Source organism: Streptomyces sp. NPDC028331 (assembly GCF_055565775.1).
Map to the genome: position 1 here is coordinate 220,021 of NZ_JBVHTR010000001.1, position 23,868 is coordinate 243,888.

Below are 23,868 nucleotides of genomic sequence, written 5' to 3' on the forward strand. Positions count from 1 at the left end.
CGCTTCCGGCGCTTCCGGGTAGGGCGGGGCCTCGGCCGCCTCCGGGTACTGGGGAGCGATGGCGCCCGGGTACTGAGGTGGTGCGGTGACTGGGTTCTGGGGAGGGATGGCACCTGGGTACTGGGGTGGTGCGGTGCCCGGGTACTGGGGAGGGATGGCGCCCGGGTACTGGGGTGGTGCGGTGCCCGGGTACTGCGGTGGCCCGCCCGGGCCGCTCGCGTCCTGGACAGGGGCGCCCGGGTAGGCGGGTGGGGCTTCCGGGTACGGCGGTGGTGCCTTCGGGTACGGCGGTGGTGCCTTCGGGCGCGGGGGCGGTGGGGTGATGTCCGGGCGTTCGGAGTGGGGGGCCGACGGGGACGGCCGGTCCGGTGGCTGGGGCATGGCGGGACTTCCTTCTGGGTGGGGACGTCAGCCGATGAGGAGTGCGGCGGGCAGCAGCACCGTGCCTGCGCAGAAGGCGACCAGGCCGGCGCGGATCCACTGGTGCTTGCGGGCGGCGATACGGCTGGTCTCGGTGAGAGCCGTCGTGAGTCCGGCGACGGGGTCGCCTTCGGTGTCGGCGAGCGCGGCGGACAGCAGGCCCTCGCGCGCCGCCTGCCGGACGTCGCCGAAATAGCACAGGGGCTGACCGGGGGCCCAACCGCCGCTGCTGTAGCGGGGCAGTACGGCGAGCAGCAGCGCGAGCAGGGACAGCGCCAGCGCGAACGTTCCGGCCCACCACAGGGTGGTTCCCGCTGCCGAAAGGGACCCCGGGCTCCAGTTCCGCCCGGCCACGAGCCCGCTGAACACGCCCGCGGTCATGCCCAGCGCCGCCACCAGAACGGCCGCCTTGCTGTCGGCCCGCGCGATCTCCCCGCGCATCTCGGAGAGCAACCGTTCGGCGACCTGGGTACCGGGACGCGGCGGGGCCTGGGCCGATGTCCGGTGGGCGGTCGCATCCGGAGTCGTCATGCGGACCCCGCATCCCCGGTGTGCCGCGGAGGCACGGCGGGCCGGGGCGGCTCGGCCGACGCGGGCAGGTCCGGCCGGTCGGGCGGTGCGTACCCCGGGAGCGTGGCGGGTGCCGCGGCGGCGTGGGGCGGCGGGGGTGTGACCGGGGACGGGCCGACGGCGGCGTACGGCGGCGGGGGTACGGCGGGCGCGGGGTCGCCCGGAGGGTGCGGTGCCGCGGGCGCGGCCGGTACCGGTGGCTGATCGCCGTACGGCTGCCGCTGCCCGCTCGCGTCCGGCACCGGCGCGTCGTACGGGCGCGGGACGCCCTGCCCGTCGTACCCGCCCGGCGCCGGTGTCGCCCCGGCCGGCAGCGCCGACTGGCCGTGGGGCACGGTCCCCCGGCGGCGGACCAGGTCGTCGACCGCGTGGCGGACCTGCTTGAGGGCCTCGGCCTTCTGGTAGTCCTCCAGCTCGTCTCCGCCGATGAGCTGCAACTGGGTCTGGATGAAGGACAGTTGGTCCTGCTGGATGCTGTTGATGACCAGTTGGGTGTCCTCGGGGTGCTCGGCCAGGTGGAGCGCCCAGGCGCCGACGCCGCCGTGCTGCAGGTGGTACCGGTAGAAGTTGATCTTCGCGGCCACGAGTTCCTGTTGCTGCTGCTGACGCAGGCGCTCCAGCTCGAACTGCTGCCGGGCCTTGCGCAGCTCGAACTCGTGCTCGGGGTCCAGCATCTCGGACTCGTAGCGCAGGGTCCGCTGCCGCCGCCGGTGCTCGATCGCCTCCTCGTCCGGGCGCAGCCGCACCACGCAGCTGACCGTGAGCCCGGTGCCCGCCGCGAAACCGCTCGCCTCGACCGCCTTCTGGACGGCCGCCTCGGCGGTCGCGCTGTCCTCGATGGAGTAGCGGCGGCTGACCGGCCGGGCGAGCTGCTGCAGTTCACGCTTCAGCCGTTCGGGGACGTCGCGCTCACCGCTGCGCACGAACGCCTCCGGATCCCCGACCCGCCAGGTCAGGTCGGCGGTCACACCGAAGGAGAACGCGTCGTCGTCGCTGGGCAGTTCGAGCTCGAGCTGCACCGGGTGGCTGCCCATGTCCACCTCGTACACCGAGACGTAGCGACGCGTCGCCGCGTCCGTGCGGCTCGGCCGGTGCGGCGGGACGTAGGTGTCGTACGCGCCGTCCTTGGTGGCGAAGACCAGCGCGTGGTCGATCGCCATGACCGGGCGCCGGCCGGTGTAGTCGAAGCGGGAGATCGGCCGGACGGTGAGCACCGGGTCCTTCAACGTGCTGTGCCGGTCGGCTTCCTGCTGCCACTCCGGCTGACGGCGGAAGTCCGCCATGGGGTTACTCCTCGTGATTGCTGTGGGTCCTCGTGCGTCAGGGGGTGGCGGCGGCCGGGTGCAGCACCGTGAGCAGCCGGTCCGCCACGGGCGGGCGTGGGCCGCCGTCCTCGCCGCGCAGGGTGCGCAGTTCGTGGCTGAGCCGGTCGCGGTCGGCCGCGGTGACGACCAGTGCGGGCACCAGCAGCTCCAGGGCCCGTGCCGCGTCGGCGCGGTACTGGGCCGCGTACACCCAGGTGCGCAGCGCGTTCAGGGCCTGCCGGGTGTGGGCGCGGTCCCCGAGGGCGGTGCGCCACAGGGTGGCGAGGTCGCGGGCCGAGTCCGCCTGGTACATGCCGGTGTGGGCGTACCACTCCACGAGCGCGTTCTCCTCGGCGTTGTCGCAGGCCCGCACGAACGCGTTCAGCGCGAGGGCCCGCACCGCCGGGGTGTCGTGGTGGAGCAGCCCCACGAGCTCGGAGAGCATCTCGCCGCGGCGTTCACCCACGGAGAGCAGCAGGGCCGTCGACTCGATCAGGTTGCTGCTCTCGGTGGGGCTGCTGTCGTCGGCGCGGGCCCGGGCGGCGAGCGCGCCGAGTGCCGGGGCCGCCAGGTCCGGGCGGAGCGGCGCGAGCAGCCCGAAGGCGCGGATCGCGGTCCACCGGCGGGCCCAGTGCGCGTCCGTGCACCACTGGGTGAGCAGCCGCAGCACGACGGGCGCGTCCAGCAGTTGCGCGAGGGTGAGCGCGTTCGCCGCGGTCACCCGGGCCCCGAAGAAACGGGAGACGGCCCAGCCGTCGATGAGCAGTGCGATCGCCGAGGGCAGATCGGCGCACGCGAGCAGTGCGGCGGCCGCGGCGGCCCGGGTCCGGACGACGGGACGCGCGTCGCGGGCCAGTTCCTTGAGCCAGGCCACCAGCGCGGGCCGGGCCGAGGGGTGCCCGGTCCACACCTCGGCCAGCAGCGCGCGCGGGGTGTCCTCTCTGGGGAAGTACGCCGTGAACTGCGGCACCTCCCCCCACTCGGTCGTCTCGTTCCGCATCTCGCCCTCGGCGCCGGCCCGCTCCAGCCGGGTCTCGGCGGCCAGGCCGAACACCGGGATCTCCGGCGGCTCTTCGGGGTGCTGCAGCCGCTGGAAGTGCACGAAGAGGCGGTCCGCGAGTTCGGCGGCCAGGACGTAGGGGGCCCGGTCGAAGACGGCGAGCGCGATCAGGAACGCCTTGTCCCGCAGATCGGTCCCGGCGTCGCTCAGCCGCTCCCGGCACTGCTTCTCCACCGCCGCCTGACCGAAGTCCGCCAGCCGGGCGACCGCCTCGTCGCTGCCGTCGTACGAGGCGAGTGCCCTGGCGAACTCGGCGGCCTCGGCAGGGTGGTGCCGCCCTCGGGAGTGGCGGGAGAGGAAGTCCCGCACGGGGCCGAGGGACAGCAGGTCCTCGACGTCCGCCGCGCGCAGGCGGGCCACGTGGGCCCGCAGCACGTCCGCCGCCTCGGGGGGTTCCCACCGCACCGGGGTGGGACCCAGCAGGAAGGGCGAGTTCTCGACGGTGACGACCAGATAGCCGTCGGTCTGCTTGAGCTGGTCGCGGGCCGCGTACAGATGGGTGTCCCGCAGCGGCCGGTTCCGGGTCAGGGGCAGGTCGCGCAGGACGTGTCCGCCCGGGTGCGTGAGTCGGCCGGGCAGGGTCGCCGGGGTCGTCTCCGCGGACAGGGCGTGCACGGCGGGCACGCCCAGCCGGTGCAGCAGCATGCACGCGGCCGCGTAGCGCCCGCTGGCGTGGGCGCCCGACAGCACCAGAACGCGTTCCCGGCGGAGCCGTTCCAGGGCGGCCGGGAAGGCGGGGCTCTCGACGAACACCGCGGCCAGCGCGTCGAGGCGTTCGCGGGGGATCTCCCCGGAGACGGCGGCGTCCGCCGCCGGCGCGTGGTGGTGGATCTCCGTCTTCCCGCCGAGGAAGACGTCTCCGGCCACGTGCCCGCCGGACACCCCGTGCTGGGCGCCGCCGACGAGGCTGCCGCCGAAGGACGCGGCCGAACCGAGGATGAACCCCGGCGCGTGCGCGAACAGCTCCCGCTGCGCGGCCCGCGCCTCCTGCGTTCTCTCCTCGGGCCCGTCGTCGGTCTCGGGTGCGCTCTGGTGCGGGTCCTGCTGCGGTACGGAGTCCGAGTCGGGCTCCTGGGGCGGGGCCACCGTCATGCCGGCTCACCTCCCGACCGGGTGCCGGGGTGGTCGCCGGTGGCCGGGCCGCTCGATCCGCCGAGGTGGACGTCCCCGGTGACCTGCCCGCCGGACACGCCGTGCTGGGCGCCGCCGACGAGGCTGCCGCCGAAACTGGGGGCGCCCCCTGTGAAGTTGAAGACGACGCCTCCTGCGGAGGGCGCGGACGCGGGTGGCTGCTGCCGGGCGTCGGCCTCCGGGGGCACGGCGGATCGCCGCTCCGGTGCCGGGCGCTCCCCCGAGACACCCGGCACCGGAGCTCCCCCCGCCCCCGTGTCACCATGGCTTTCGTGCCCGGCGGACCCGGTCCCGCCGGGCAGCGGCCCGTGCAGCCAGGCCCGCAGCGGCCCGTTCTTGCTGTCCACCGTCACCGGGTGGAAGTCCTCCGCCGGGATGCCGGGGTGACTGTGCCGCACGATGCCGGCGTGCACCGCCTCGGAGACGCACAGCGCGAAGTCGGCCGCACGTTCCCGCAGGGCCGCGCGCAGCAGCTCGGCGTCGAGGAGGCGGCAGGCGTGGTTGAGGTCGGAGCCGACCCACCCGTCGTGTCCGTCCACGGCGACGTATCCGGAGGCGACCACGCCCCGCAGCCGGATCTGCGCGGAGCTGGACGCCATGCGGTTGACCGCCCGGAGCTGGGCGGGCACCTCGGTGAGCAGCGCCCTCAGCAGCGCGGTCACCGAGGCGTTGGCGTCGATCAGCTCCATCACCGAGTCGCCCCGGTCGGCCCGCAGCCGCAGCGTCTCGTCGATGCCGGCGCTCTCCAGGGCACGGTCGGTGATGTCGTAGAGCATCCGCCGCAGGTACGCCTGCTCGACGTCGTCCCGGTCGCTGTACTTCTCGATGTCGAGCAGGAGGATCGTCCGGCTCACGGGGTCCGTCATGGTCGCCTTTCGGTGGGAGCTGACGCCTGGGTGAGAAGAGTGGCGCTCCGGGCGGCTCCGGGAAGAGGGCGGATGACGCACTCGAACTGTGACCGTGTGCACAGTGGGGCCCTCGGCACCGATGTGGTGCCGTGCCGCCGGACCCCCGCGTCGCGGGGGCGTACCGGCGAGCCGCCCGCCTGCCCGGAACCCGCCGACGCGGTTCAGAACTCCGTTCGTGCGATGCGCCGCAGCACGTCCATCCGGACGATCCGCAGGGTCCGCCGGCCCGTCAGCACCACACCCTTCTCCCGCAGTTCCTTCAGCAGCCGCTGGACCATCTCCCGCGACGCCCCGACGGACCCGGCGAGCTCCTGCTTGCTCAGGGGGACCAGGAGCTCGACGCCCGCCTCCGTGTAGCGCGCGTTGGTGTGGGCCAGTTCGAGCAGGAGGGCCGCGAGCCGTTCCCGCACGCTCATCGAGGCGAACTCCAGACGCCGCTGGTCGGCCGCGCGCATCCGGTCGGAGGTGAGCCCGAGCAGCGCGTACGAGACGGCGGGGGACCGGGACAGGAACTCGGTGAAGCGGCTTCGGTCGACCGCAACCGCGCGCACCGGCTCCAGCGCGGTCACGGTCGCGGAGCGCGGCCGCCCCGTCAGCGCGGCGGACTCGCCGACGATGTCGCCGGGCCCGCGCAGTGCGAGCAGCGCCTCGTACCCGTTGGCGGCGGCCGCGGTCACCTTCGTCCAGCCGTGCGTGACGAAGAGGACGTACGACGACGGCTCGTGCTGGTGGAGCAGGACATCCCGTGGCCGGAAGCCCAGCTCGCGGCCCAGACCGAGGAGCGTCTCACGGTCCTGCTTCTCCAGGCGCGCCAGGAAGGGCACCCGGTCGTCGAGTCCGGTCTCTCCCGGTAAGCCTGCCGTGGTCATGAACTCCCCCGTCCCGGCTGATCCGTACCGCGACCGCTCAACGTACTGAACATGTCCTGGCCATGAACACCGGATCGGTAAACCGGCGACAGGCGCGGGCGGGCGGCGCCGACGGGTGCGGCGCATCGGGGGGATGATGGAGGGACTCCGGAGTTCCGGGGAGGTGCCCGTGGTGCAGTCGCCGTATCCGCCGTGGCGCTCCCGGCAGCAGGGGCAGGGCGTGTTCCGCAGCCGTGGGCAGGGCACAATGGTGTTCAAAACGGGCAGCGGCCGCCGATTCGAAGATCACGTAGGGGTCGGGGTCTTGACATGCTCCGCACGGCGCTGCCGGTGGGGCCCATTTGTTTTGACCGCAGCGAATGCGATAGGTACGCTCAGACCTTGTGCCTGGGGTGTGCCCTGGCTCTTGTGCGTGCCTTCAAACCGCATAGCGAGCCGTGAGCGGCCACCGTAATCTGCGCCCTTTTCGCCTTGCGGCGGGAGTCCGCGGGATTCGACACACCCGACCGCGTGGGTCGGCGACGTTCCAGGTTAGCTGTACCCATCGGCACACAGAAACCGGAGAAGTAGTGCCTACGATCCAGCAGCTGGTCCGCAAGGGCCGGCAGGACAAGGTCGAGAAGAACAAGACGCCCGCACTCGAGGGTTCCCCTCAGCGCCGCGGCGTTTGCACGCGTGTGTTCACGACCACCCCGAAGAAGCCGAACTCGGCCCTGCGTAAGGTCGCGCGTGTGCGTCTGACCAGCGGGATCGAGGTCACGGCCTACATTCCGGGTGAGGGACACAACCTGCAGGAGCACTCCATCGTGCTCGTGCGCGGCGGCCGTGTGAAGGACCTGCCGGGTGTTCGCTACAAGATCATCCGCGGCTCGCTCGACACCCAGGGTGTCAAGAACCGCAAGCAGGCTCGTAGCCGTTACGGCGCCAAGAAGGAGAAGTAAGAATGCCTCGTAAGGGCCCCGCCCCGAAGCGTCCGGTCATCATCGACCCGGTCTACGGTTCTCCTCTGGTCACGTCGCTCATCAACAAGGTGCTGCTGAACGGCAAGCGCTCCACCGCCGAGCGCATCGTCTACGGCGCCATGGAGGGCCTGCGCGAGAAGACCGGCAACGACCCGGTCATCACGCTCAAGCGCGCTCTGGAGAACATCAAGCCGACCCTCGAGGTCAAGTCCCGCCGTGTCGGTGGCGCCACCTACCAGGTCCCGGTCGAGGTCAAGCCCGGCCGTGCCAACACCCTGGCGCTGCGCTGGCTGGTCGGTTACTCCCGCGCCCGTCGCGAGAAGACCATGACCGAGCGTCTCCTCAACGAGCTTCTCGATGCCTCCAACGGCCTCGGTGCGGCCGTGAAGAAGCGCGAGGACACCCACAAGATGGCCGAGTCCAACAAGGCCTTCGCGCACTACCGCTGGTAGTCGCTACCCACATCGAGACCGAGAGAAGACTGAAGCCTTATGGCTACCACTTCACTTGACCTGGCCAGGGTCCGGAACATCGGGATCATGGCCCACATCGACGCGGGCAAGACGACCACCACCGAGCGGATCCTGTTCTACACCGGCGTTTCGTACAAGATCGGTGAGGTCCACGACGGCGCTGCCACCATGGACTGGATGGAGCAGGAGCAGGAGCGTGGCATCACGATCACCTCTGCTGCCACCACCTGTCACTGGCCGCTGGAGAACGTCGACCACACCATCAACATCATCGACACCCCGGGCCACGTCGACTTCACCGTCGAGGTGGAGCGCTCCCTGCGCGTCCTCGACGGTGCCGTGACGGTGTTCGACGGCGTCGCCGGCGTTGAGCCCCAGTCCGAGACGGTGTGGCGTCAGGCGGACCGCTACGGCGTTCCGCGCATCTGCTTCGTCAACAAGCTCGACCGCACCGGTGCCGAGTTCCACCGCTGTGTCGACATGATCTCCGACCGCCTGGGCGCGCAGCCGCTGGTCATGCAGCTGCCGATCGGTGCCGAGGCGGACTTCAAGGGCGTCGTCGACCTGGTGAAGATGAAGGCCCTGGTGTGGTCCGCCGAGGCCACCAAGGGCGAGATGTACGACATCGTCGACATCCCGGCCACGCACACCGAGGCCGCCGAGGAGTGGCGCGGCAAGCTGCTCGAGGCCGTCGCGGAGAACGACGAGGAGCTGATGGAGCTCTACCTCGAGGGCGAGGAGCCCACCGAGGAGCAGCTCTACGCGGCGATCCGTCGTATCACCATCGCGTCCGGCAAGGGCACCGGCACCACCGTGACCCCGGTGTTCTGCGGTACCGCGTTCAAGAACAAGGGCGTTCAGCCCCTGCTCGACGCGGTCGTGCGCTACCTGCCGTCGCCGGTCGACATCGAGGCCATCGAGGGCCACGACGTCAAGGACCCGGAGACGGTCGTCAAGCGCAAGCCGTCCGACGACGAGCCGCTGTCGGCGCTGGCGTTCAAGATCATGAGCGACCCGCACCTCGGCAAGCTCACCTTCGTCCGCGTGTACTCCGGCCGCCTGGAGTCCGGCACCGCCGTGCTGAACTCCGTCAAGGGCCGCAAGGAGCGCATCGGCAAGATCTACCGCATGCACGCGAACAAGCGTGAGGAGATCGAGTCGGTGGGCGCCGGTGACATCGTCGCCGTCATGGGCCTGAAGCAGACCACCACCGGTGAGACGCTCTGCGACGAGAAGAACCCGGTCATCCTGGAGTCCATGGACTTCCCGGCGCCGGTCATCGAGGTCGCGATCGAGCCCAAGTCCAAGGGCGACCAGGAGAAGCTGGGTGTCGCCATCCAGCGTCTCGCGGAGGAGGACCCCTCCTTCCAGGTGCACACCAACGAGGAGACCGGCCAGACCGTCATCGGCGGTATGGGCGAGCTGCACCTCGAGGTGCTGGTCGACCGTATGCGGCGTGAGTTCAAGGTCGAGGCCAACGTCGGCAAGCCGCAGGTCGCGTACCGCGAGACCATTCGCCAGAAGGTCGAGAAGGTCGAGTACACCCACAAGAAGCAGACGGGTGGTACCGGTCAGTTCGGTCGCGTCATCATCTCGGTCGAGCCGATCGAGAGCGGCGACATGTCGTACGAGTTCGTGAACCAGGTGACCGGTGGTCGCATCCCGAAGGAGTACATCCCTTCGGTCGACGCCGGCTGCCAGGAGGCGATGCAGTTCGGCATCCTCGCGGGCTACGAGATGACCGGCGTCCGCGTCACGCTGCTCGACGGTGCGTACCACGAGGTCGACTCCTCGGAGCTCGCCTTCAAGATCGCCGGTTCGCAGGCCTTCAAGGAGGCCGCGCGCAAGGCCAAGCCCGTGCTGCTCGAGCCGATGATGGCCGTCGAGGTCACCACGCCCGAGGACTACATGGGTGAGGTCATCGGCGACATCAACTCCCGCCGTGGCCAGATTCAGGCCATGGAGGAGCGGGCCGGTGCCCGCGTCGTGAAGGGCCTCGTGCCCCTTTCGGAGATGTTCGGTTACGTCGGCGACCTGCGCAGCAAGACGTCCGGCCGTGCCAGCTACTCCATGCAGTTCGACTCCTACGCCGAGGTTCCGCGGAACGTCGCCGAGGAGATCATCGCGAAGGCCAAGGGCGAGTAACGCACCCCGTTCACACGCTTTAGGCTTGACACCGACCGCCGGGGTTTCCGACCCCGGAGGGAACCCTGGTTCCGACCAGGGGAGGACCCCGGCGGGCGGCACCCCAGCAAAGATCACCTGGCGCCGATGAGTAAGGCGTACAGAACCACTCCACAGGAGGACCCCAGTGGCGAAGGCGAAGTTCGAGCGGACTAAGCCGCACGTCAACATCGGCACCATCGGTCACATCGACCACGGTAAGACGACCCTCACGGCCGCCATTACCAAGGTGCTGCACGACGCGTACCCGGACCTGAACGAGGCCACCCCGTTCGACAACATCGACAAGGCTCCTGAGGAGCGCCAGCGCGGTATCACCATCTCCATCGCGCACGTCGAGTACCAGACCGAGTCGCGTCACTACGCCCACGTCGACTGCCCGGGTCACGCGGACTACATCAAGAACATGATCACCGGTGCGGCGCAGATGGACGGCGCCATCCTGGTGGTCGCCGCCACCGACGGCCCGATGCCGCAGACCAAGGAGCACGTGCTCCTGGCCCGCCAGGTCGGCGTGCCGTACATCGTCGTCGCCCTGAACAAGGCCGACATGGTGGACGACGAGGAGATCCTGGAGCTCGTCGAGCTCGAGGTCCGTGAGCTCCTCACCGAGTACGAGTTCCCGGGCGACGACGTTCCGGTCGTCCAGGTCTCCGCTCTGAAGGCGCTCGAGGGCGACCCGAAGTGGACCGAGTCCGTCCTCAACCTGATGAAGGCTGTCGACGAGTCGATCCCGGAGCCGGAGCGTGACGTCGACAAGCCGTTCCTGATGCCGATCGAGGACGTCTTCACGATCACCGGTCGCGGTACGGTCGTCACCGGCCGTATCGAGCGTGGTGTCCTGAAGGTCAACGAGACCGTCGACATCATCGGCATCAAGCCGGAGAAGACCTCCACCACGGTCACCGGCATCGAGATGTTCCGCAAGCTGCTCGACGAGGGCCAGGCCGGTGAGAACGTCGGTCTGCTGCTCCGCGGCATCAAGCGCGAGGACGTCGAGCGCGGCCAGGTCATCATCAAGCCGGGCTCGGTCACCCCGCACACCGAGTTCGAGGCGCAGGCCTACATCCTGTCCAAGGACGAGGGTGGCCGCCACACGCCGTTCTTCAACAACTACCGCCCGCAGTTCTACTTCCGTACGACGGACGTGACCGGCGTGGTGTCCCTCCCCGAGGGCACCGAGATGGTCATGCCGGGTGACAACACCGAGATGAAGGTGGAGCTCATCCAGCCCGTCGCCATGGAGGAGGGCCTGAAGTTCGCCATCCGTGAGGGTGGTCGTACCGTGGGCGCCGGCCAGGTCACCAAGATCCTGAAGTAAGTTCCGCTTGCTTGAGGGTCCGGCCCCCCGGGTCGGTTGACCTGAAGAGGCCCGCACGACTTCGGTCGTGCGGGCCTCTTCGCGTTTCCGCGTGCGTACGGGACCCGGCTCGGCTGAGTACGAGCGCTCATGTGCGGGCCGGCGGCCCTGCGATGGGGTGGTCCCATGCCGGACACCACACAGGGCGGGCCCGCGCGGCGTGCGTGGGCCGCACCGCTGATCGCGACCGTGTTCATCCTCCCCGCGAGCTTCTTCGCCTTCGTCTTCGGCGGACTCGCGCCCATGGCCTGCGACAACTGCGACGGGGCCGAGGCCGAGCGCTTCACCAGGGGCTTCAACACCGCCCACACGGTCCTGCACGCGGGCCTCGTCGCCGCGTTCGTGCTCCTGCTGATCAGCTGGTGCCTGCCGTGGACCGAACGGAACGTTGTCCCGCGCCGGCTCCTCGCCGTGCTCGCACCCGGCACCGTCGTGTTCTCGGTCCTCGTCTTCGCCTCGATGGTGCCCTGGCCGAGCTGATCCCCGAGGCTGTTCGGGGTAAAGGCAGGTGTCGTGCGGAGAGGCGGGACGGGCGCGGTCCTACCTTCCTACGGCATGGAGAACCTAACGGCTGCCCCCGGGACCGGGCCCAGCAGGCGCAGCACCTTGACCGGGCTCGCCGGTGCGGCCGGAGCCCTGCTGGCCGCCGGATGCACGGCCACGGGCACCTCGCCGGGGCGCGGGCCGGCGGCCGGAGAGTCGGCCTCCGCGACGGCCGACGTACCGGCCCCCGGTGCGATGACGCTCTTCGGCGACCCGGAGTTCAACTTCAGCGCGCTCCTGGCGCTCGGCGCGGCCGGCCAGCGCAGCAGCGAGGTGGGCGAGGTGCTCACCGCCGTCAACGCGATCAACAAGGCCGGCCTCTCCGCACAGTCGTACGTTCAGACCTTCAGAAGCCTCGGCGACCGGCTGATGAAGGCCCCCGAGGGCAGCAGGCCGGATCCGAAGACCCGGCGCCTCGGCGCCCTGCGGGCCTCGCAGTACTACGCCCAGGCGCTCTTCTTCGTGCTCGGTTCCGGGGACCCCGGCAGCGAAGAGGCGCTGTACCGGGCCGGGCGCGGTGCCTGGGACACCTTCTGCGGGCTGTGCGACCCGGCACCGGTGACGGCGAACGTCCCGTACGGCGGTACCCCGATGCCCGTGTGGCTGTTCCGCCCGGACGCGTCGGGACGGCCCCGCCGCACCGTGATCCTCACCAACGGCAGCGACGGGCAGAACGTCGACATGTGGACGTACGGCGTGTCCGCCGCCCTGGACCGGGGGTGGAACGCCCTGGTGTACGAGGGGCCGGGCCAGGGGCATCTGCTCTTCGTCGATCGGGTGGTGTTCACCCCGCGCTGGGAGAACGTCGTCAAACCGCTCGTCGACTGGCTGGTCGCCCGCTCCGACGTGGACACCCGCAGAATCGCCCTCACGGGGCTGAGCATGGGCGGCTGCCTGGCTCCCCGCGCGGCGGCCTTCGAACAGCGGATCGCGGCCCTGGTGGCCATGCCGGGCTGCCTGGAGCCGTGGCTCGGCTTCCCCCCGGAGATCCGGAGGCTCCTCACCTCGAACCAGGCGGAGACCAACGCCGTCTGGAACAAGGAGGTCGTCCCGAAGCTGTCCCCCGCCGACGCGGCGACGCTGAAGAAACGCTTCGAGCCGTTCTCCGCCGCGGCGATGCAGGAGGCCCGCCAGGGCAGGACGTTCACCGACTTCCACACCCCGGCGAGCCTCGTCCGGTCCCTGACGATCACGGACGTCGTGGGCCGCATCAAGGCCCCCACCCTGGTCCTCGACTACCAGGACGAGCAGTTCTACCCGGGCCAGGCGGCCCAGCTGTACGACAAGCTGAGGGCACCCAAGGACTACGTGAAGCTCACGGCGGCGACGGGCGCCCAACTGCACTGCTCACCGATGGCGCCGCAGCAGCACTGCGAGGTGGTGTTCGACTGGCTGGGGGAGAGGTTGGGCGGAGGCTAGGGCGTGTAGACGGAGGGCGGCAGTCGCGGCAGAGCGTTCCGGGCTCGGGGGCGTGGAAGGCGCGATCACAGCCGTCGCAGTTCTGGAGGGGGTGCCGGACCGACGGGGCCTCGGCCGGTGCGCGGAACGGCGGCGGGGATGGCAACTGGGCGGTGAGGCGGTGGGCGAGGAGGGCGGCCGGGCGGCGCGGACCTTCGGGTGGGAGGTCGGTGGTCAGGGCGTGGCGTACGGCGATCGGGGACACGTCGCGCTCCAGCCAGGCGGCGACTCCTGGGGCCAGATGGGCCGCGTCGCAGGCGCTGAGCAACAGGCGAGGGTCCTGGTGGTGCAGGGTGGCGAGGAGGTCGGTGGCCGTCCGGAGGAGGGTGGGGGAGGGGTACGCCGGCTGGGGGACGGGCGGGAGGGCGTGCTTCCTGCGGGGTTCGCGAGGCTTGCTGCGGGGTGGGGGTTCCGCGGGGGTCGAGTCCGCAGGTGCGACACATGTCCCGGATGTGTTGCAGTTCGGTGGGTCCACCATCCCTGTCGGCACGACCGGAACGGTGGCGCGGGCGGGGCCCTGGTGGCGCGGTGCCTTCGGCTGGTTGCAGCTGATCGTGCGGGTGATGATCCGGCCGGTGGCGGTGCGTTCGCGTACGCGGCGCAGGTAACCGTGGGCCTCCAGTTCGCGCAGCCCGGCGGCGATGCGGTCGCGTCCCTCCGGGAAGCGCTCGGCGAGCGTCCCGATGTCCACGGGGGCGTTGCTCGGCAGGGACTGGATGTGCACGGCCAGGGCGATGGCGACCAGCGACAGCTCCGGGTGCTGAGCCAGGTGGTTGCCGATCACCGTGAAGCGGGTGGTGTGGCGGGTGTTCTCGTGGATGACGCCGTAGGCGCTGCGGCGCGCACGCGTGCTTGGGTTCGCCCGTGAGTGGGGTTCGTTCGCGGCAACGGCTGACCGGGCGTGCGGGGGCACGCTAAGGTCGTGGGTACCCATCGGGAAGTCCTTACCTTCCTCGGTGGCCAGGCCCTCGATCGGGATTGCTACTCCCGGCCGGGGGCCGATGCATGTGTGCGGTTGTTTGCGCTGAGAGTAGGGGAGTCGGGGGCCGCGAGATCCAGCCGAGCCGGGGATGTTCACCCGCCCGGGTGAGCGTGGATCCCGGGCGGAGGGGTGGGGCTTGGCGGGGTCATTTCTCCCCGGAGTTCTTTGGGTGGGGACCGCCTTCGCCACCGGAGCCCGTGGGGACGGGTTCCGGCTCTGAGCAGCGCAGTTCCGCCCATACGGTCTTGCGCGGGAAGCGGTCCTCGCGTACGCCCCAGCGGTCCGCGAGCGCGTCGACGATGAGCAGGCCGCGGCCGGCCTCGGCGCCGGGATCCGGCTGCTGGAGCCGGGGGAGCCGGTCAGAGCACGTGTCGGTCACTTCGATGCGAAGGGTCTCGCCGACCACGTAGAGCATGAGCCGGAAGTCGCGCCCCGGCACCCGGCCGTGGGTGACCGCGTTGGCCGCCAGCTCGGCGACGATGTGGCCCGGTGCCTCCAGCGGCAGCCCCCAGGCGCGCAGTTGCTCGGTGGCGAGGAGCCGGGCGAGACGGGCTCCTCGCCGGGTGGAGGAGAGCAGCACGCTGAAGTTCCGGACGGGGCAGCCCAGTTGGGCGGCGGATTCGGCGATTTCCTGATTCACGTCACTCAGAGTGGCCGCGCCTGCCTACTGTGAACAGTGACGATGCCGTTGCGTACGGTGACTGTCCGGTGCTTGTCCGGTGGTGTCCGGGCTGTCGGGAGAGGGAGGGGCGCGGAATGCTCGTGGACGGTGACGCGGATCGACTCAAGGGGGAGGCCGACGAGCCGGGGTGGGAGGTGGACCCGGACGACGCGTGGGGAGTGGCCGTCGTCGCGACCGTCGGGCGGCAGTTGAAGCTGCGGCGCGAGGCGGTGGGGATGCGGGCAGCCGACTTCGGGAAGGCCGTCGGGTACGGCGAGGACCTGGTCTACAAGATCGAGAGCGGGAAGCGGATCCCGCGGCCCGAGTATCTGGACAGGGCGGACGAGGTGCTGGGGGCGGGTGGGCTGCTCTCGGCGATGAAGGAGGACGTGGCCAAGGTCCGGTACCCGAAGAAGGTGCGGGAGCTGGCGAAGCTGGAGGCGCAGGCGGTCGAGATCGGGGCGTACGTCGGGTTGAGCGTCCACGGCCTGTTGCAGACCGAGGAGCACGCCAGAGCACTGTTCGAGGCACGCCAGCCTCCCTACTCGGAGGAGGAGGTGGAGCGCATGGTGGCCGCTCGTATGGCACGAAAGGCGATCTTCGAGCGTTCTCCCGGTCCGTCACTCAGCTTTGTGCTGGAAGAGGGCCTGCTCCGGCGCCGCGTCGGAGGCACAATGGTCCGGCGCCGCCAACTCGAACATCTGCTGGAGGTGGCGAAATTGCGCAATGTGACCTTGCAGGTGATGCCGACGGACACCGACGCCCACCCCGGCGTGGACGGCAAGATCGAGGTGTTGAAGTTCGCTGACGGGACGGCCGTGGGGCGTTCCGACGGAGCGTTCAACGGCCGTCCGATCTCCGACCCGAAACAGCTCCGGATCCTCGAACTGCGCTATGGCATCATCCGGGCCCAGGCTCTCACGCCAGACGAGTCGCTCGCGTTCATCGAGCAAGTACGAGGAGAAGCATGATCCCCGAAGCCTCCGCCGGAGACACCTCAGCGCTGGCGTGGTTCAAGAGCAGCTATAGCGACGGGACCGAGGGCGACTCCTGCGTCGAGGTCGCCATAGCCCCCCACACCGTCCACGTCCGCGACTCCAAGAACGTCGGCGGCCCCCAGCTCACCCTCAAGCCGGACGCCTGGACCGGCTTCGTGCAGTACGCCTCGGGAAGCTGACCTTCAACTGCACGCGCCCCACTCCGGTCGACACCGGGAGCGGGGCGCGTAGACGTGGCACCGACTGCTAGGGCGTCACGACCTTGCCCCCGAACGTGACCACGAGCGAGCCGTTCGAGGCGAAGGACCAGCCCAGGGCGCCCGAGTACGACGAGCACCGGGAGCCGTTCGAGCCGGTCCAGAACTGGTTGGAGCTGTCGGCGTCGCCGGAGATCTTGTCGTTCGACCCGCTGACGGCGAACCGGCACGAGGTGTTGTTCCGGAACACCGAGGTGCCGACGTCGAACGAGAAGTTGCGCTGGGTGTTGTCGATGCCGACGTTGTTCGAGATGGCCATCGTGCCGGGGTTGCTGTTGTACGTGAACCCGTGGTGGCCGTTGCGGTAGGCGATGTCGTGCCGGACGACGTGGTTGACCGCGATGTCGTCACCGCCCAGCTTGTAGCCGTTGCGGTCGCCGTTCTTGTTCTGGGTGCCGTCGGTGAGGGTGCCGTTGTTGTACGAGAGGGAGTACTCGATGGTCACCGGGCCGATGGGACCCGTGTCGGTCTTCGTGTAGAGGTCCCAGCCGTCGTCGATGTTGTTGTGGGAGACGTCGTAGCGGAAGACGTTCCCGGTGCCGGTGGTGAGCTTGGCGGCGAAACCGTCGGCGTTCTCGCCGGTGGAGTCCTTGTTGTCGTGCGACTCCGAGCTGACGATCAGGTTGTCGGACGGCCACTGGCTGTTCGGGGTGCTGGAGGAGATCCGGCCGAGTTGCAGCCCGGTGTCGCGGTTGTACGCCGTCACCGTGCGCTCGACGACGTTGTTGCTGCCGCCGACGTAGATCCCGTTGTCACCGGCGTGCTGGACGGTCAGGCCGTACAGGTGCCAGTAGTCGGCGTTGAGCTGGATGCCCCGGTTGGACGAGCTCTCGGTCTGCCCCGAGAAGTCCAGCACCGGCTTCTCGCCCGGGTAGGCGGACAGGTTGGTGCGTGCACCGGGGGTGCCGTTCTCGCCCTGCGGGATGGTGATCGTCGACGAGTACTTGTAGGTCCCGCCGCGTACGTAGATCGTTCCGCCAGGGGCGATGCGGCTGATCGCCGAGGTGAGGGTCGTGGGGGCCGACTGCGTGCCGGCCGCGCTGTCGCTGCCGCTCGGCGACACGTAGAGCGTGGTGCTCGCCGTGGGCGCGGCCTGGGCCGTGGGGCCGGACAGCGCGACCACCGCGCCGGCCAGCAGGCCGGCACACGCGATGACGGGTCTCACTTGCATGGTGCTGCCTCCGGGTTCGTACGGGTGGGGGTTCCGTGGCCAGGGGTTCCGTGCAAGGGAAAGCGCTTTCTCCGGGAGAACGTAAGCGCTTGCTGTGGACGCGTCAATGGGCGGATACTTGATTCTTATTCACGGACATGAACTCAATGTCGACGCCGCAGGCGGTCTCGCCGCCCTGCGCGCCTTCCGGCCGACGCCCCGCGGTACCGGGTCGCGGGAGCCCCGCGTTTGACCTACGTCACCCTCGGGGTACTCTCTCCGGCTCGATTGGCCAGCCCCCCGCCCCATATGGCAGACTGTCGGAGTTGCTCGGTCGAGTGTTGATGCTGCGCGCCTCCCGCCGGGAGGACCGGAAGCGAGTCCCACAGTACTCGTCGCCCTAACTGCCCTCGGGCAGCGCTGGGGCGGACGTACGGGAATCTTCCGGGAAGCGTGGGCGCGGCGCCGACCAGGCACCCGGTGGGCCTTTCGGCCCGGTCGGCGCGGTTCCAGGGCCGTGCGTAATCCCGCAGGGATGTTCGATCAAGGGACATCTGTGTCAGTGGGAGCGCGACACGCCCGACCGCGTGGGTCGGAGGACAAGGGCAGAGAACGCCGGGTTCCAGAGCGTAAGAGAGACAGGACTACGAAGTAGCCATGGCGGGACAGAAGATCCGCATCCGGCTCAAGGCCTACGACCACGAGGTCATCGACTCCTCGGCGAAGAAGATCGTCGAGACGGTGACCCGCACTGGTGCGTCGGTCGCGGGCCCGGTGCCGCTGCCCACTGAGAAGAACGTGTACTGCGTCATCAAGTCGCCGCACAAGTACAAGGACTCGCGCGAGCACTTCGAGATGCGCACGCACAAGCGCCTGATCGACATCCTCGACCCGACCCCCAAGACCGTTGACTCTCTGATGCGACTCGACCTCCCGGCCGGTGTCGACATCGAGATCAAGCTCTGAGGCCGGTGATCTGAAGAGATGGCTAAGCAGATCAAGGGCATCCTGGGCGAGAAGCTCGGTATGACGCAGGTGTGGGACGACAACAACCGCGTTGTCCCGGTCACCGTGGTCAAGGCCGGGCCGAACGTCGTCACCCAGGTCCGTACGAACGACGTCGACGGCTACGAGTCCGTCCAGATCGCCTTCGGCGAGATCGACCCGCGCAAGGTGAACAAGCCCCTCAAGGGTCACTTCGCCAAGGCCGACGTCACCCCCCGTCGTCACCTCGTCGAGATCCGCACCGCGGACGCCTCCGAGTACACGCTCGGCCAGGAGATCACCGCTGAGGTGTTCGAGGCCGGTACGAAGGTCGACGTCACCGGCAAGAGCAAGGGCAAGGGCTTCGCCGGTGTCATGAAGCGTCACAACTTCAAGGGCCTCGGCGCCGGTCACGGCACCCAGCGCAAGCACCGCTCCCCCGGTTCCATCGGTGGCTGCGCCACCCCGGGCCGTGTGTTCAAGGGCCTCCGCATGGCGGGTCGCATGGGCAACGAGCGGGTCACCACCCAGAACCTGACCGTCCACGCCGTTGACGCGGAGAAGGGTCTGCTGCTCATCAAGGGCGCGGTTCCCGGTCCGAACGGCGGCCTCGTCCTGGTCCGCACCGCGGCCAAGGGGGCCTGAGGTAACCGATGAGCACTGTTGACATCCTTTCGCCGGCGGGCGAGAAGGCCGGTTCCGTCGAGCTCCCCGCGGAGATCTTCGGCGTTGAGAAGGTCAGCATCCCGCTGATCCACCAGGTCGTCGTCGCCCAGCTGGCCGCTGCCCGCCAGGGCACGCACAAGACGAAGACGCGTGGCGAGGTCCGTGGTGGCGGCAAGAAGCCGTACCGCCAGAAGGGCACCGGTCGCGCCCGCCAGGGTTCGACCCGCGCGCCGCAGTTCACCGGCGGTGGCGTCGTCCACGGCCCGGTGCCGCGCGACTACTCGCAGCGGACCCCGAAGAAGATGAAGGCCGCGGCCCTGCGCCACGCCCTCACCGACCGGGCCCGCAACAACCGCATCCACGTCGTGACCGACGTGGTCGAGTCGGACATCTCCACCAAGGCCGCCAAGGCTCTCCTCGCCAAGATCAGCGAGCGCAAGAACGTGCTCCTGGTCGTGGACCGCGAGAACGAGAAGGCCGTGCTGTCCGCTCGCAACCTGCCCCAGGTCCACATCCTGGAGCCGGGCCAGCTGAACACGTACGACGTGATCGTCTCCGACGACGTGGTCTTCACCCAGGCCGCTTTCGAGTCCTTCGTGTCCGGCCCGAAGGCCACTGACACCGAAGGGAGCGAGGCCTGATGGCTATCCGTCACCCCGCCATTGCCTCGAAGGCCGCCAAGGCCGCCAAGGCCGCGCGCGTCGCCAAGGCGCGCCGCCACGCCGCCGAGGGCAAGAACACCGTCGAGACCCCGCTGAGCAAGTCGTACACGGACCCCCGTGACGTCCTGCTGAAGCCGGTCGTCTCCGAGAAGAGCTACGCGCTCCTCGACGAGAACAAGTACACGTTCATCGTCGACCCGCGCGCCAACAAGACCCAGATCAAGGAGGCCGTCCAGTCGGTCTTCTCGGTCAAGGTCACCGGGGTCAACACGATCAACCGCCAGGGCAAGCGCAAGCGGACCCGCACCGGCTTCGGCCAGCGTGCGGCCACCAAGCGCGCGATCGTGACCCTCGCCGAGGGCGACCGTATCGACATCTTCGGCGGTCCGACCGCCTAAGGGCGGTCCGGATCGTCCGATATCGGACGAGGACTGAGAAATGGGTATCCGCAAGTACAAGCCGACTACGCCGGGCCGTCGTGGCGCCAGCGTCGCCGACTTCGTCGAGGTCACGCGGTCCACGCCGGAGAAGTCGCTGGTCCGTCCCCTGCACAGCAAGGGCGGCCGTAACAATTCCGGTCGTGTGACCGTCCGCCACCAGGGCGGTGGCCACAAGCGCGCCTACCGCGTGATCGACTTCCGTCGTCACGACAAGGACGGCGTGCCGGCGAAGGTCGCGCACATCGAGTACGACCCCAACCGCACCGCGCGCATCGCGCTGCTGCACTACGCCGACGGCGAGAAGCGCTACATCCTCGCGCCGCGCGGCCTGCAGCAGGGCGACCGTGTCGAGAACGGTCCCGGGGCCGACATCAAGCCGGGCAACAACCTCGCCCTGCGCAACATCCCGGTCGGTACGACCCTGCACGCCATCGAGCTGCGTCCGGGCGGCGGCGCCAAGTTCGCCCGCTCCGCCGGCGCCTCCGTGCAGCTCCTCGCGAAGGAGGGCGCCTACGCCCACCTGCGCATGCCGTCCGGCGAGGTCCGCCTGGTCGACGTCCGCTGCCGCGCCACCATCGGCGAGGTCGGCAACGCCGAGCAGTCGAACATCAACTGGGGCAAGGCGGGCCGCAAGCGCTGGCTGGGCGTCCGCCCGACCGTGCGTGGTGTGGTCATGAACCCGGTCGACCACCCGCACGGTGGTGGTGAGGGCCGGACCTCCGGTGGCCGCCACCCGGTCTCCCCGTGGGGCCAGAAGGAAGGTCGTACGCGTTCTCCCAAGAAGGCGAGCAACAAGTACATCGTCCGCCGCCGCAAGACGAACAAGAAGCGCTAAGGACGGGTTGAGATGCCTCGTAGCTTGAAGAAGGGGCCCTTCGTCGACGACCACCTGATGAAGAAGGTGGACTCGCAGAACGAAGCCGGCACCAAGAACGTCATCAAGACCTGGTCCCGTCGCTCGATGATCGTCCCGGCCATGCTGGGCCACACCATCGCGGTGCACAACGGCAAGACCCACATCCCGGTGTTCGTCACCGAGTCGATGGTCGGCCACAAGCTCGGCGAGTTCTCGCCGACGCGCACCTTCCGGGGTCACGTCAAGGAAGACCGGAAGTCGAAGCGCCGCTAGTAGCGGATCGCATTCAGACACGTAAGTAACTGAAGGGACAACCATGGAAGCCAGGGCCCAGGCGCGGTACATCCGCGTCACGCCCATGAAGGCCCGCCGCGTGGTGGACCTCATCCGTGGCATGGACGCCACGGAGGCCCAGGCCGTCCTGCGATTCGCTCCGCAGGCCGCCTCGGTGCCGGTGGGCAAGGTGCTCGACAGCGCCATCGCCAACGCCGCGCACAACTACGACCACACCGATGTCGACAGCCTCTTCATCTCCGAGGCCTACGTCGACGAGGGCCCGACCCTGAAGCGGTTCCGTCCGCGCGCCCAGGGCCGTGCCTACCGGATCCGCAAGCGGACCAGCCACATCACCGTGGTCGTCAGCAGCAAGGAAGGAACCCGGTAATGGGCCAGAAGGTAAACCCGCACGGGTTCCGGCTCGGTGTCACCACCGACTTCAAGTCGCGCTGGTACGCCGACAAGCTCTACAAGGACTACGTCAAGGAAGACGTCGCCATCCGTCGGATGATGACGTCCGGCATGGAGCGCGCCGGCATCTCCAAGGTGGAGATCGAGCGCACCCGTGACCGCGTCCGCGTGGACATCCACACCGCGCGTCCGGGCATCGTCATCGGCCGCCGTGGCGCCGAGGCCGACCGCATCCGCGGCGACCTCGAGAAGCTCACGGGCAAGCAGGTCCAGCTGAACATCCTCGAGGTCAAGAACCCCGAGACCGACGCTCAGCTCGTGGCCCAGGCCGTCGCCGAGCAGCTCTCCTCCCGCGTCTCCTTCCGCCGCGCCATGCGCAAGAGCATGCAGTCGGCGATGAAGGCGGGCGCCAAGGGCATCAAGATCCAGTGCGGTGGCCGCCTCGGCGGCGCCGAGATGTCCCGCTCGGAGTTCTACCGCGAGGGCCGTGTGCCCCTGCACACGCTCCGCGCGAACGTGGACTACGGCTTCTTCGAGGCCAAGACGACCTTCGGCCGCATCGGTGTGAAGGTCTGGATCTACAAGGGCGACGTCAAGAACATCGCCGAGGTCCGCGCCGAGAACGCTGCCGCCCGTGCGGGTAACCGCCCGGCCCGCGGTGGCGCCGACCGCCCGGCCCGTGGTGGCCGCGGTGGCGAGCGGCGCGGTCGCAAGCCGCAGCAGGCTGCCGGCGCCGAGGCCCCCAAGGCCGAGGCCCCTGCCGCTCCGGCTGAGAGCACCGGAACGGAGGCCTGACCGACATGCTGATCCCCCGTAGGGTCAAGCACCGCAAGCAGCACCACCCCAAGCGTGACGGCGCTGCCAAGGGTGGCACGACGGTTGCGTTCGGCGAGTACGGCATCCAGGCGCTCACCCCGGCGTATGTGACGAACCGTCAGATCGAGGCCGCTCGTATCGCCATGACGCGTCACATCAAGCGTGGTGGCAAGGTCTGGATCAACATCTACCCGGACCGTCCGCTCACCAAGAAGCCCGCCGAGACCCGCATGGGTTCCGGTAAGGGTTCTCCGGAGTGGTGGATCGCCAACGTCAAGCCCGGACGCGTGATGTTCGAGCTGTCGTACCCCAACGAGAAGATCGCCCGTGAGGCGCTGACTCGTGCGGCCCACAAGCTGCCGATGAAGTGCCGGATCGTCAAGCGCGAGGCAGGTGAAGCGTGATGTCGGCCGGTACCAAGGCGTCCGAGCTGCGCGAGCTGGGCAACGAGGAGCTTCTGGGCAAGCTCCGCGAGGCCAAGGAAGAGCTGTTCAACCTCCGCTTCCAGGCGGCGACGGGCCAGCTCGAGAACCACGGCCGTCTGAAGGCGGTCCGCAAGGACATCGCGCGGATCTACACCCTGATGCGCGAGCGTGAGCTGGGCATCGAAACGGTGGAGAACGCCTGATGAGCGAGAACAACGTGACTGAGAAGACTGAGGCGCGCGGCTTCCGCAAGACCCGTGAGGGTCTCGTCGTCAGCGACAAGATGGACAAGACCGTCGTCGTCGCCGTCGAGGACCGCGTCAAGCACGCGCTGTACGGCAAGGTCATCCGCCGTACGAACAAGCTCAAGGCGCACGACGAGCAGAACGCCGCGGGTGTCGGCGACCGCGTCCTCCTGATGGAGACCCGGCCGCTGTCCGCGACCAAGCGCTGGCGCGTCGTCGAGATCCTCGAGAAGGCGAAGTAATAAGCGAGGGCCTCGGCCCCCGCTGACCCCCGCTGGGGGCCGCACCGCCCGGTGCCCGGCCCCCGGCGTCGGTTTCCGCCTGCAGAGGCGCAAGTAATTCCTGCGGGGCAGACCCCGCAGGACAGTTCCGCCAGGCTCTCCGGCACCACTCCCGGAGGGAACCGGCAGACGATCAGGAGATAGACGTGATCCAGCAGGAGTCGCGACTGCGTGTCGCCGACAACACTGGTGCGAAGGAGATCCTTTGCATCCGTGTGCTCGGTGGCTCCGGTCGCCGCTACGCGGGCATCGGTGACGTCATCGTCGCCACCGTCAAGGACGCGATCCCCGGTGGCAACGTGAAGAAGGGTGACGTCGTCAAGGCGGTCATCGTTCGCACCGTCAAGGAGCGCCGCCGTCCGGACGGCTCGTACATCCGCTTCGACGAGAACGCCGCCGTCATTCTGAAGAACGACGGCGACCCTCGCGGCACCCGTATCTTCGGCCCGGTCGGCCGTGAGCTGCGCGAGAAGAAGTTCATGAAGATCATCTCGCTCGCGCCGGAGGTGCTGTAAG

At 69.4% G+C, this 23,868-nt stretch carries 28 protein-coding genes; 20 read left to right on the forward strand and 8 right to left on the reverse strand.

Features of this window, described 5'->3' with window-relative positions; all coding sequences use genetic code 11:
* Positions 1-408: 408 nt before the first annotated feature.
* The 5 genes from ACZ4SW_RS01040 to ACZ4SW_RS01060 all read right to left on the reverse strand — a co-directional run bounded on the left by ACZ4SW_RS01040 (position 409) and on the right by ACZ4SW_RS01060 (position 6,262).
* Positions 409-951: a Pycsar system effector family protein gene (locus ACZ4SW_RS01040; protein WP_468236204.1), complete on the reverse strand. Its 543-nt coding sequence runs from the start codon at positions 949-951 to the stop codon at positions 409-411.
* On the reverse strand, positions 948-2,273 hold the full coding sequence (locus ACZ4SW_RS01045; RefSeq protein WP_468236207.1) for a PE-PGRS family protein: 1,326 nt from the start codon (positions 2,271-2,273) through the stop codon (positions 948-950). Before ACZ4SW_RS01045 ends, ACZ4SW_RS01040 begins: the two co-directional genes overlap by 4 nt.
* A 37-nt stretch (positions 2,274-2,310) precedes the next feature.
* Positions 2,311-4,446: a hypothetical protein gene (locus tag ACZ4SW_RS01050; RefSeq protein ID WP_468236210.1), complete on the reverse strand. Its 2,136-nt coding sequence runs from the start codon at positions 4,444-4,446 to the stop codon at positions 2,311-2,313.
* Positions 4,443-5,351 (reverse strand): hypothetical protein, encoded by a 909-nt coding sequence (locus tag ACZ4SW_RS01055; protein WP_468236213.1) that lies wholly within the window; start codon positions 5,349-5,351, stop codon positions 4,443-4,445. Before ACZ4SW_RS01055 ends, ACZ4SW_RS01050 begins: the two co-directional genes overlap by 4 nt.
* A gap of 203 nt (positions 5,352-5,554) precedes the next feature.
* Positions 5,555-6,262: a Crp/Fnr family transcriptional regulator gene (locus tag ACZ4SW_RS01060; RefSeq protein ID WP_468236215.1), complete on the reverse strand. Its 708-nt coding sequence runs from the start codon at positions 6,260-6,262 to the stop codon at positions 5,555-5,557.
* A 569-nt stretch (positions 6,263-6,831) separates the two neighbouring features.
* Between ACZ4SW_RS01060 and rpsL the strand changes: the two genes are divergently transcribed.
* From rpsL to ACZ4SW_RS01090, 6 genes are all read left to right on the forward strand, one after another.
* On the forward strand, positions 6,832-7,203 hold the full coding sequence (gene rpsL, locus ACZ4SW_RS01065; protein WP_003948652.1) for a 30S ribosomal protein S12: 372 nt from the start codon (positions 6,832-6,834) through the stop codon (positions 7,201-7,203).
* 2 nt (positions 7,204-7,205) lie between these two features.
* Positions 7,206-7,676 (forward strand): 30S ribosomal protein S7, encoded by a 471-nt coding sequence (gene rpsG, locus ACZ4SW_RS01070; protein ID WP_003998848.1) that lies wholly within the window; start codon positions 7,206-7,208, stop codon positions 7,674-7,676.
* A 39-nt stretch (positions 7,677-7,715) separates the two neighbouring features.
* Positions 7,716-9,842, forward strand: coding sequence for an elongation factor G (gene fusA, locus ACZ4SW_RS01075; RefSeq protein ID WP_468236219.1), 2,127 nt, complete (start codon positions 7,716-7,718; stop codon positions 9,840-9,842).
* Positions 9,843-10,008: 166 nt separating this feature from the next.
* The gene (tuf, locus tag ACZ4SW_RS01080) at positions 10,009-11,202 is read left to right on the forward strand and encodes an elongation factor Tu (protein WP_468236222.1); all 1,194 of its coding nucleotides are present in this window, start codon (positions 10,009-10,011) and stop codon (positions 11,200-11,202) included.
* Between the two features lie 165 nt (positions 11,203-11,367).
* Entirely contained in the window at positions 11,368-11,721 is a 354-nt protein-coding gene (locus ACZ4SW_RS01085) for a hypothetical protein (RefSeq protein WP_468236225.1), read from the forward strand.
* A gap of 75 nt (positions 11,722-11,796) precedes the next feature.
* Positions 11,797-13,203: an alpha/beta hydrolase family protein gene (locus tag ACZ4SW_RS01090; RefSeq protein ID WP_468236229.1), complete on the forward strand. Its 1,407-nt coding sequence runs from the start codon at positions 11,797-11,799 to the stop codon at positions 13,201-13,203.
* Here the strand turns inward: ACZ4SW_RS01090 and ACZ4SW_RS01095 are convergent.
* Together ACZ4SW_RS01095 and ACZ4SW_RS01100 are read right to left on the reverse strand one after the other, a co-directional pair.
* Positions 13,100-14,176 carry a helix-turn-helix domain-containing protein gene (locus ACZ4SW_RS01095; protein ID WP_468236232.1) on the reverse strand — a complete coding sequence of 359 codons (1,077 nt, stop codon included), beginning with the start codon at positions 14,174-14,176 and terminating at the stop codon, positions 13,100-13,102. The two genes, ACZ4SW_RS01090 and ACZ4SW_RS01095, sit on opposite strands and share 104 nt — an antisense overlap.
* A 193-nt stretch (positions 14,177-14,369) precedes the next feature.
* Positions 14,370-14,864: an ATP-binding protein gene (locus tag ACZ4SW_RS01100; protein WP_468236235.1), complete on the reverse strand. Its 495-nt coding sequence runs from the start codon at positions 14,862-14,864 to the stop codon at positions 14,370-14,372.
* A gap of 116 nt (positions 14,865-14,980) precedes the next feature.
* Here ACZ4SW_RS01100 and ACZ4SW_RS01105 point away from each other — a divergent pair, with 116 nt between their 5' ends.
* Together ACZ4SW_RS01105 and ACZ4SW_RS01110 are read left to right on the forward strand one after the other, a co-directional pair.
* Positions 14,981-15,856, forward strand: a complete 876-nt coding sequence (locus ACZ4SW_RS01105) for a helix-turn-helix domain-containing protein (RefSeq protein ID WP_468236686.1) — start codon at positions 14,981-14,983, stop codon at positions 15,854-15,856.
* Complete coding sequence (locus tag ACZ4SW_RS01110; protein ID WP_468236238.1) at positions 15,853-16,062, forward strand: DUF397 domain-containing protein; 210 nt, start codon at positions 15,853-15,855, stop codon at positions 16,060-16,062. The genes ACZ4SW_RS01105 and ACZ4SW_RS01110 overlap by 4 nt, the downstream gene beginning before the upstream one ends.
* A 67-nt stretch (positions 16,063-16,129) precedes the next feature.
* Here the strand turns inward: ACZ4SW_RS01110 and ACZ4SW_RS01115 are convergent, their stop codons facing one another.
* Positions 16,130-17,311: a right-handed parallel beta-helix repeat-containing protein gene (locus tag ACZ4SW_RS01115; protein WP_468236240.1), complete on the reverse strand. Its 1,182-nt coding sequence runs from the start codon at positions 17,309-17,311 to the stop codon at positions 16,130-16,132.
* 636 nt (positions 17,312-17,947) lie between these two features.
* On the opposite strand from ACZ4SW_RS01115, the gene rpsJ reads away from it, so the two are divergent.
* From rpsJ to rplN, 12 genes are all read left to right on the forward strand, one after another.
* Positions 17,948-18,256, forward strand: coding sequence for a 30S ribosomal protein S10 (gene rpsJ, locus ACZ4SW_RS01120; RefSeq protein ID WP_003948644.1), 309 nt, complete (start codon positions 17,948-17,950; stop codon positions 18,254-18,256).
* A gap of 18 nt (positions 18,257-18,274) precedes the next feature.
* Positions 18,275-18,919, forward strand: coding sequence for a 50S ribosomal protein L3 (gene rplC / locus ACZ4SW_RS01125; RefSeq protein WP_200418824.1), 645 nt, complete (start codon positions 18,275-18,277; stop codon positions 18,917-18,919).
* 8 nt (positions 18,920-18,927) lie between these two features.
* Entirely contained in the window at positions 18,928-19,581 is a 654-nt protein-coding gene (rplD, locus tag ACZ4SW_RS01130) for a 50S ribosomal protein L4 (protein WP_468236243.1), read from the forward strand.
* Entirely contained in the window at positions 19,581-20,000 is a 420-nt protein-coding gene (gene rplW, locus ACZ4SW_RS01135; protein ID WP_468236246.1) for a 50S ribosomal protein L23, read from the forward strand. The genes rplD and rplW overlap by 1 nt, the downstream gene beginning before the upstream one ends.
* Positions 20,001-20,040: 40 nt before the next feature.
* A complete protein-coding gene (rplB, locus tag ACZ4SW_RS01140; RefSeq protein ID WP_468236249.1) occupies positions 20,041-20,877 on the forward strand; it encodes a 50S ribosomal protein L2 in 837 nt (278 codons plus the stop codon).
* A gap of 12 nt (positions 20,878-20,889) precedes the next feature.
* Complete coding sequence (gene rpsS / locus ACZ4SW_RS01145) at positions 20,890-21,171, forward strand: 30S ribosomal protein S19 (protein ID WP_039656232.1); 282 nt, start codon at positions 20,890-20,892, stop codon at positions 21,169-21,171.
* 43 nt (positions 21,172-21,214) lie between these two features.
* Positions 21,215-21,562 carry a 50S ribosomal protein L22 gene (rplV, locus tag ACZ4SW_RS01150; protein WP_006130776.1) on the forward strand — a complete coding sequence of 116 codons (348 nt, stop codon included), beginning with the start codon at positions 21,215-21,217 and terminating at the stop codon, positions 21,560-21,562.
* Positions 21,562-22,380 (forward strand): 30S ribosomal protein S3, encoded by an 819-nt coding sequence (gene rpsC, locus ACZ4SW_RS01155; protein ID WP_055706471.1) that lies wholly within the window; start codon positions 21,562-21,564, stop codon positions 22,378-22,380. Before rplV ends, rpsC begins: the two co-directional genes overlap by 1 nt.
* Positions 22,381-22,385: 5 nt before the next feature.
* Entirely contained in the window at positions 22,386-22,805 is a 420-nt protein-coding gene (gene rplP, locus ACZ4SW_RS01160; RefSeq protein WP_103837549.1) for a 50S ribosomal protein L16, read from the forward strand.
* Entirely contained in the window at positions 22,805-23,029 is a 225-nt protein-coding gene (gene rpmC / locus ACZ4SW_RS01165) for a 50S ribosomal protein L29 (RefSeq protein WP_018564811.1), read from the forward strand. Before rplP ends, rpmC begins: the two co-directional genes overlap by 1 nt.
* Positions 23,029-23,313, forward strand: coding sequence for a 30S ribosomal protein S17 (gene rpsQ, locus ACZ4SW_RS01170; protein ID WP_200418828.1), 285 nt, complete (start codon positions 23,029-23,031; stop codon positions 23,311-23,313). Before rpmC ends, rpsQ begins: the two co-directional genes overlap by 1 nt.
* Before the next feature lie 185 nt (positions 23,314-23,498).
* A complete protein-coding gene (gene rplN, locus ACZ4SW_RS01175; RefSeq protein ID WP_003998823.1) occupies positions 23,499-23,867 on the forward strand; it encodes a 50S ribosomal protein L14 in 369 nt (122 codons plus the stop codon).
* Position 23,868: the final 1 nt, after the last annotated feature.

Bases quoted from the DNA above. Each gene is read 5' to 3' on its own strand.
- ACZ4SW_RS01105 (WP_468236686.1), top strand. From the start codon at position 14,981: ATGCTCGTGGACGGTGACGCGGATCGACTCAAGGGGGAGGCCGACGAG.
- ACZ4SW_RS01055 (WP_468236213.1), bottom strand. From the start codon at position 5,351: ATGACGGACCCCGTGAGCCGGACGATCCTCCTGCTCGACATCGAGAAG.
- rplD (WP_468236243.1), top strand. From the start codon at position 18,928: ATGAGCACTGTTGACATCCTTTCGCCGGCGGGCGAGAAGGCCGGTTCC.
- rplB (WP_468236249.1), top strand. From the start codon at position 20,041: ATGGGTATCCGCAAGTACAAGCCGACTACGCCGGGCCGTCGTGGCGCC.
- rpsG (WP_003998848.1), top strand. From the start codon at position 7,206: ATGCCTCGTAAGGGCCCCGCCCCGAAGCGTCCGGTCATCATCGACCCG.
- rplV (WP_006130776.1), top strand. From the start codon at position 21,215: ATGGAAGCCAGGGCCCAGGCGCGGTACATCCGCGTCACGCCCATGAAG.
- ACZ4SW_RS01060 (WP_468236215.1), bottom strand. From the start codon at position 6,262: ATGACCACGGCAGGCTTACCGGGAGAGACCGGACTCGACGACCGGGTG.
- ACZ4SW_RS01085 (WP_468236225.1), top strand. From the start codon at position 11,368: ATGCCGGACACCACACAGGGCGGGCCCGCGCGGCGTGCGTGGGCCGCA.
- rplC (WP_200418824.1), top strand. From the start codon at position 18,275: ATGGCTAAGCAGATCAAGGGCATCCTGGGCGAGAAGCTCGGTATGACG.
- rpsC (WP_055706471.1), top strand. From the start codon at position 21,562: ATGGGCCAGAAGGTAAACCCGCACGGGTTCCGGCTCGGTGTCACCACC.
- ACZ4SW_RS01110 (WP_468236238.1), top strand. From the start codon at position 15,853: ATGATCCCCGAAGCCTCCGCCGGAGACACCTCAGCGCTGGCGTGGTTC.
- ACZ4SW_RS01045 (WP_468236207.1), bottom strand. From the start codon at position 2,273: ATGGCGGACTTCCGCCGTCAGCCGGAGTGGCAGCAGGAAGCCGACCGG.
- ACZ4SW_RS01095 (WP_468236232.1), bottom strand. From the start codon at position 14,176: ATGGGTACCCACGACCTTAGCGTGCCCCCGCACGCCCGGTCAGCCGTT.
- fusA (WP_468236219.1), top strand. From the start codon at position 7,716: ATGGCTACCACTTCACTTGACCTGGCCAGGGTCCGGAACATCGGGATC.
- rpmC (WP_018564811.1), top strand. From the start codon at position 22,805: ATGTCGGCCGGTACCAAGGCGTCCGAGCTGCGCGAGCTGGGCAACGAG.
- ACZ4SW_RS01115 (WP_468236240.1), bottom strand. From the start codon at position 17,311: ATGCAAGTGAGACCCGTCATCGCGTGTGCCGGCCTGCTGGCCGGCGCG.
- ACZ4SW_RS01090 (WP_468236229.1), top strand. From the start codon at position 11,797: ATGGAGAACCTAACGGCTGCCCCCGGGACCGGGCCCAGCAGGCGCAGC.
- rpsJ (WP_003948644.1), top strand. From the start codon at position 17,948: ATGGCGGGACAGAAGATCCGCATCCGGCTCAAGGCCTACGACCACGAG.
- rplP (WP_103837549.1), top strand. From the start codon at position 22,386: ATGCTGATCCCCCGTAGGGTCAAGCACCGCAAGCAGCACCACCCCAAG.
- ACZ4SW_RS01050 (WP_468236210.1), bottom strand. From the start codon at position 4,446: ATGACGGTGGCCCCGCCCCAGGAGCCCGACTCGGACTCCGTACCGCAG.
- rpsQ (WP_200418828.1), top strand. From the start codon at position 23,029: ATGAGCGAGAACAACGTGACTGAGAAGACTGAGGCGCGCGGCTTCCGC.
- rplW (WP_468236246.1), top strand. From the start codon at position 19,581: ATGGCTATCCGTCACCCCGCCATTGCCTCGAAGGCCGCCAAGGCCGCC.
- ACZ4SW_RS01040 (WP_468236204.1), bottom strand. From the start codon at position 951: ATGACGACTCCGGATGCGACCGCCCACCGGACATCGGCCCAGGCCCCG.
- rpsS (WP_039656232.1), top strand. From the start codon at position 20,890: ATGCCTCGTAGCTTGAAGAAGGGGCCCTTCGTCGACGACCACCTGATG.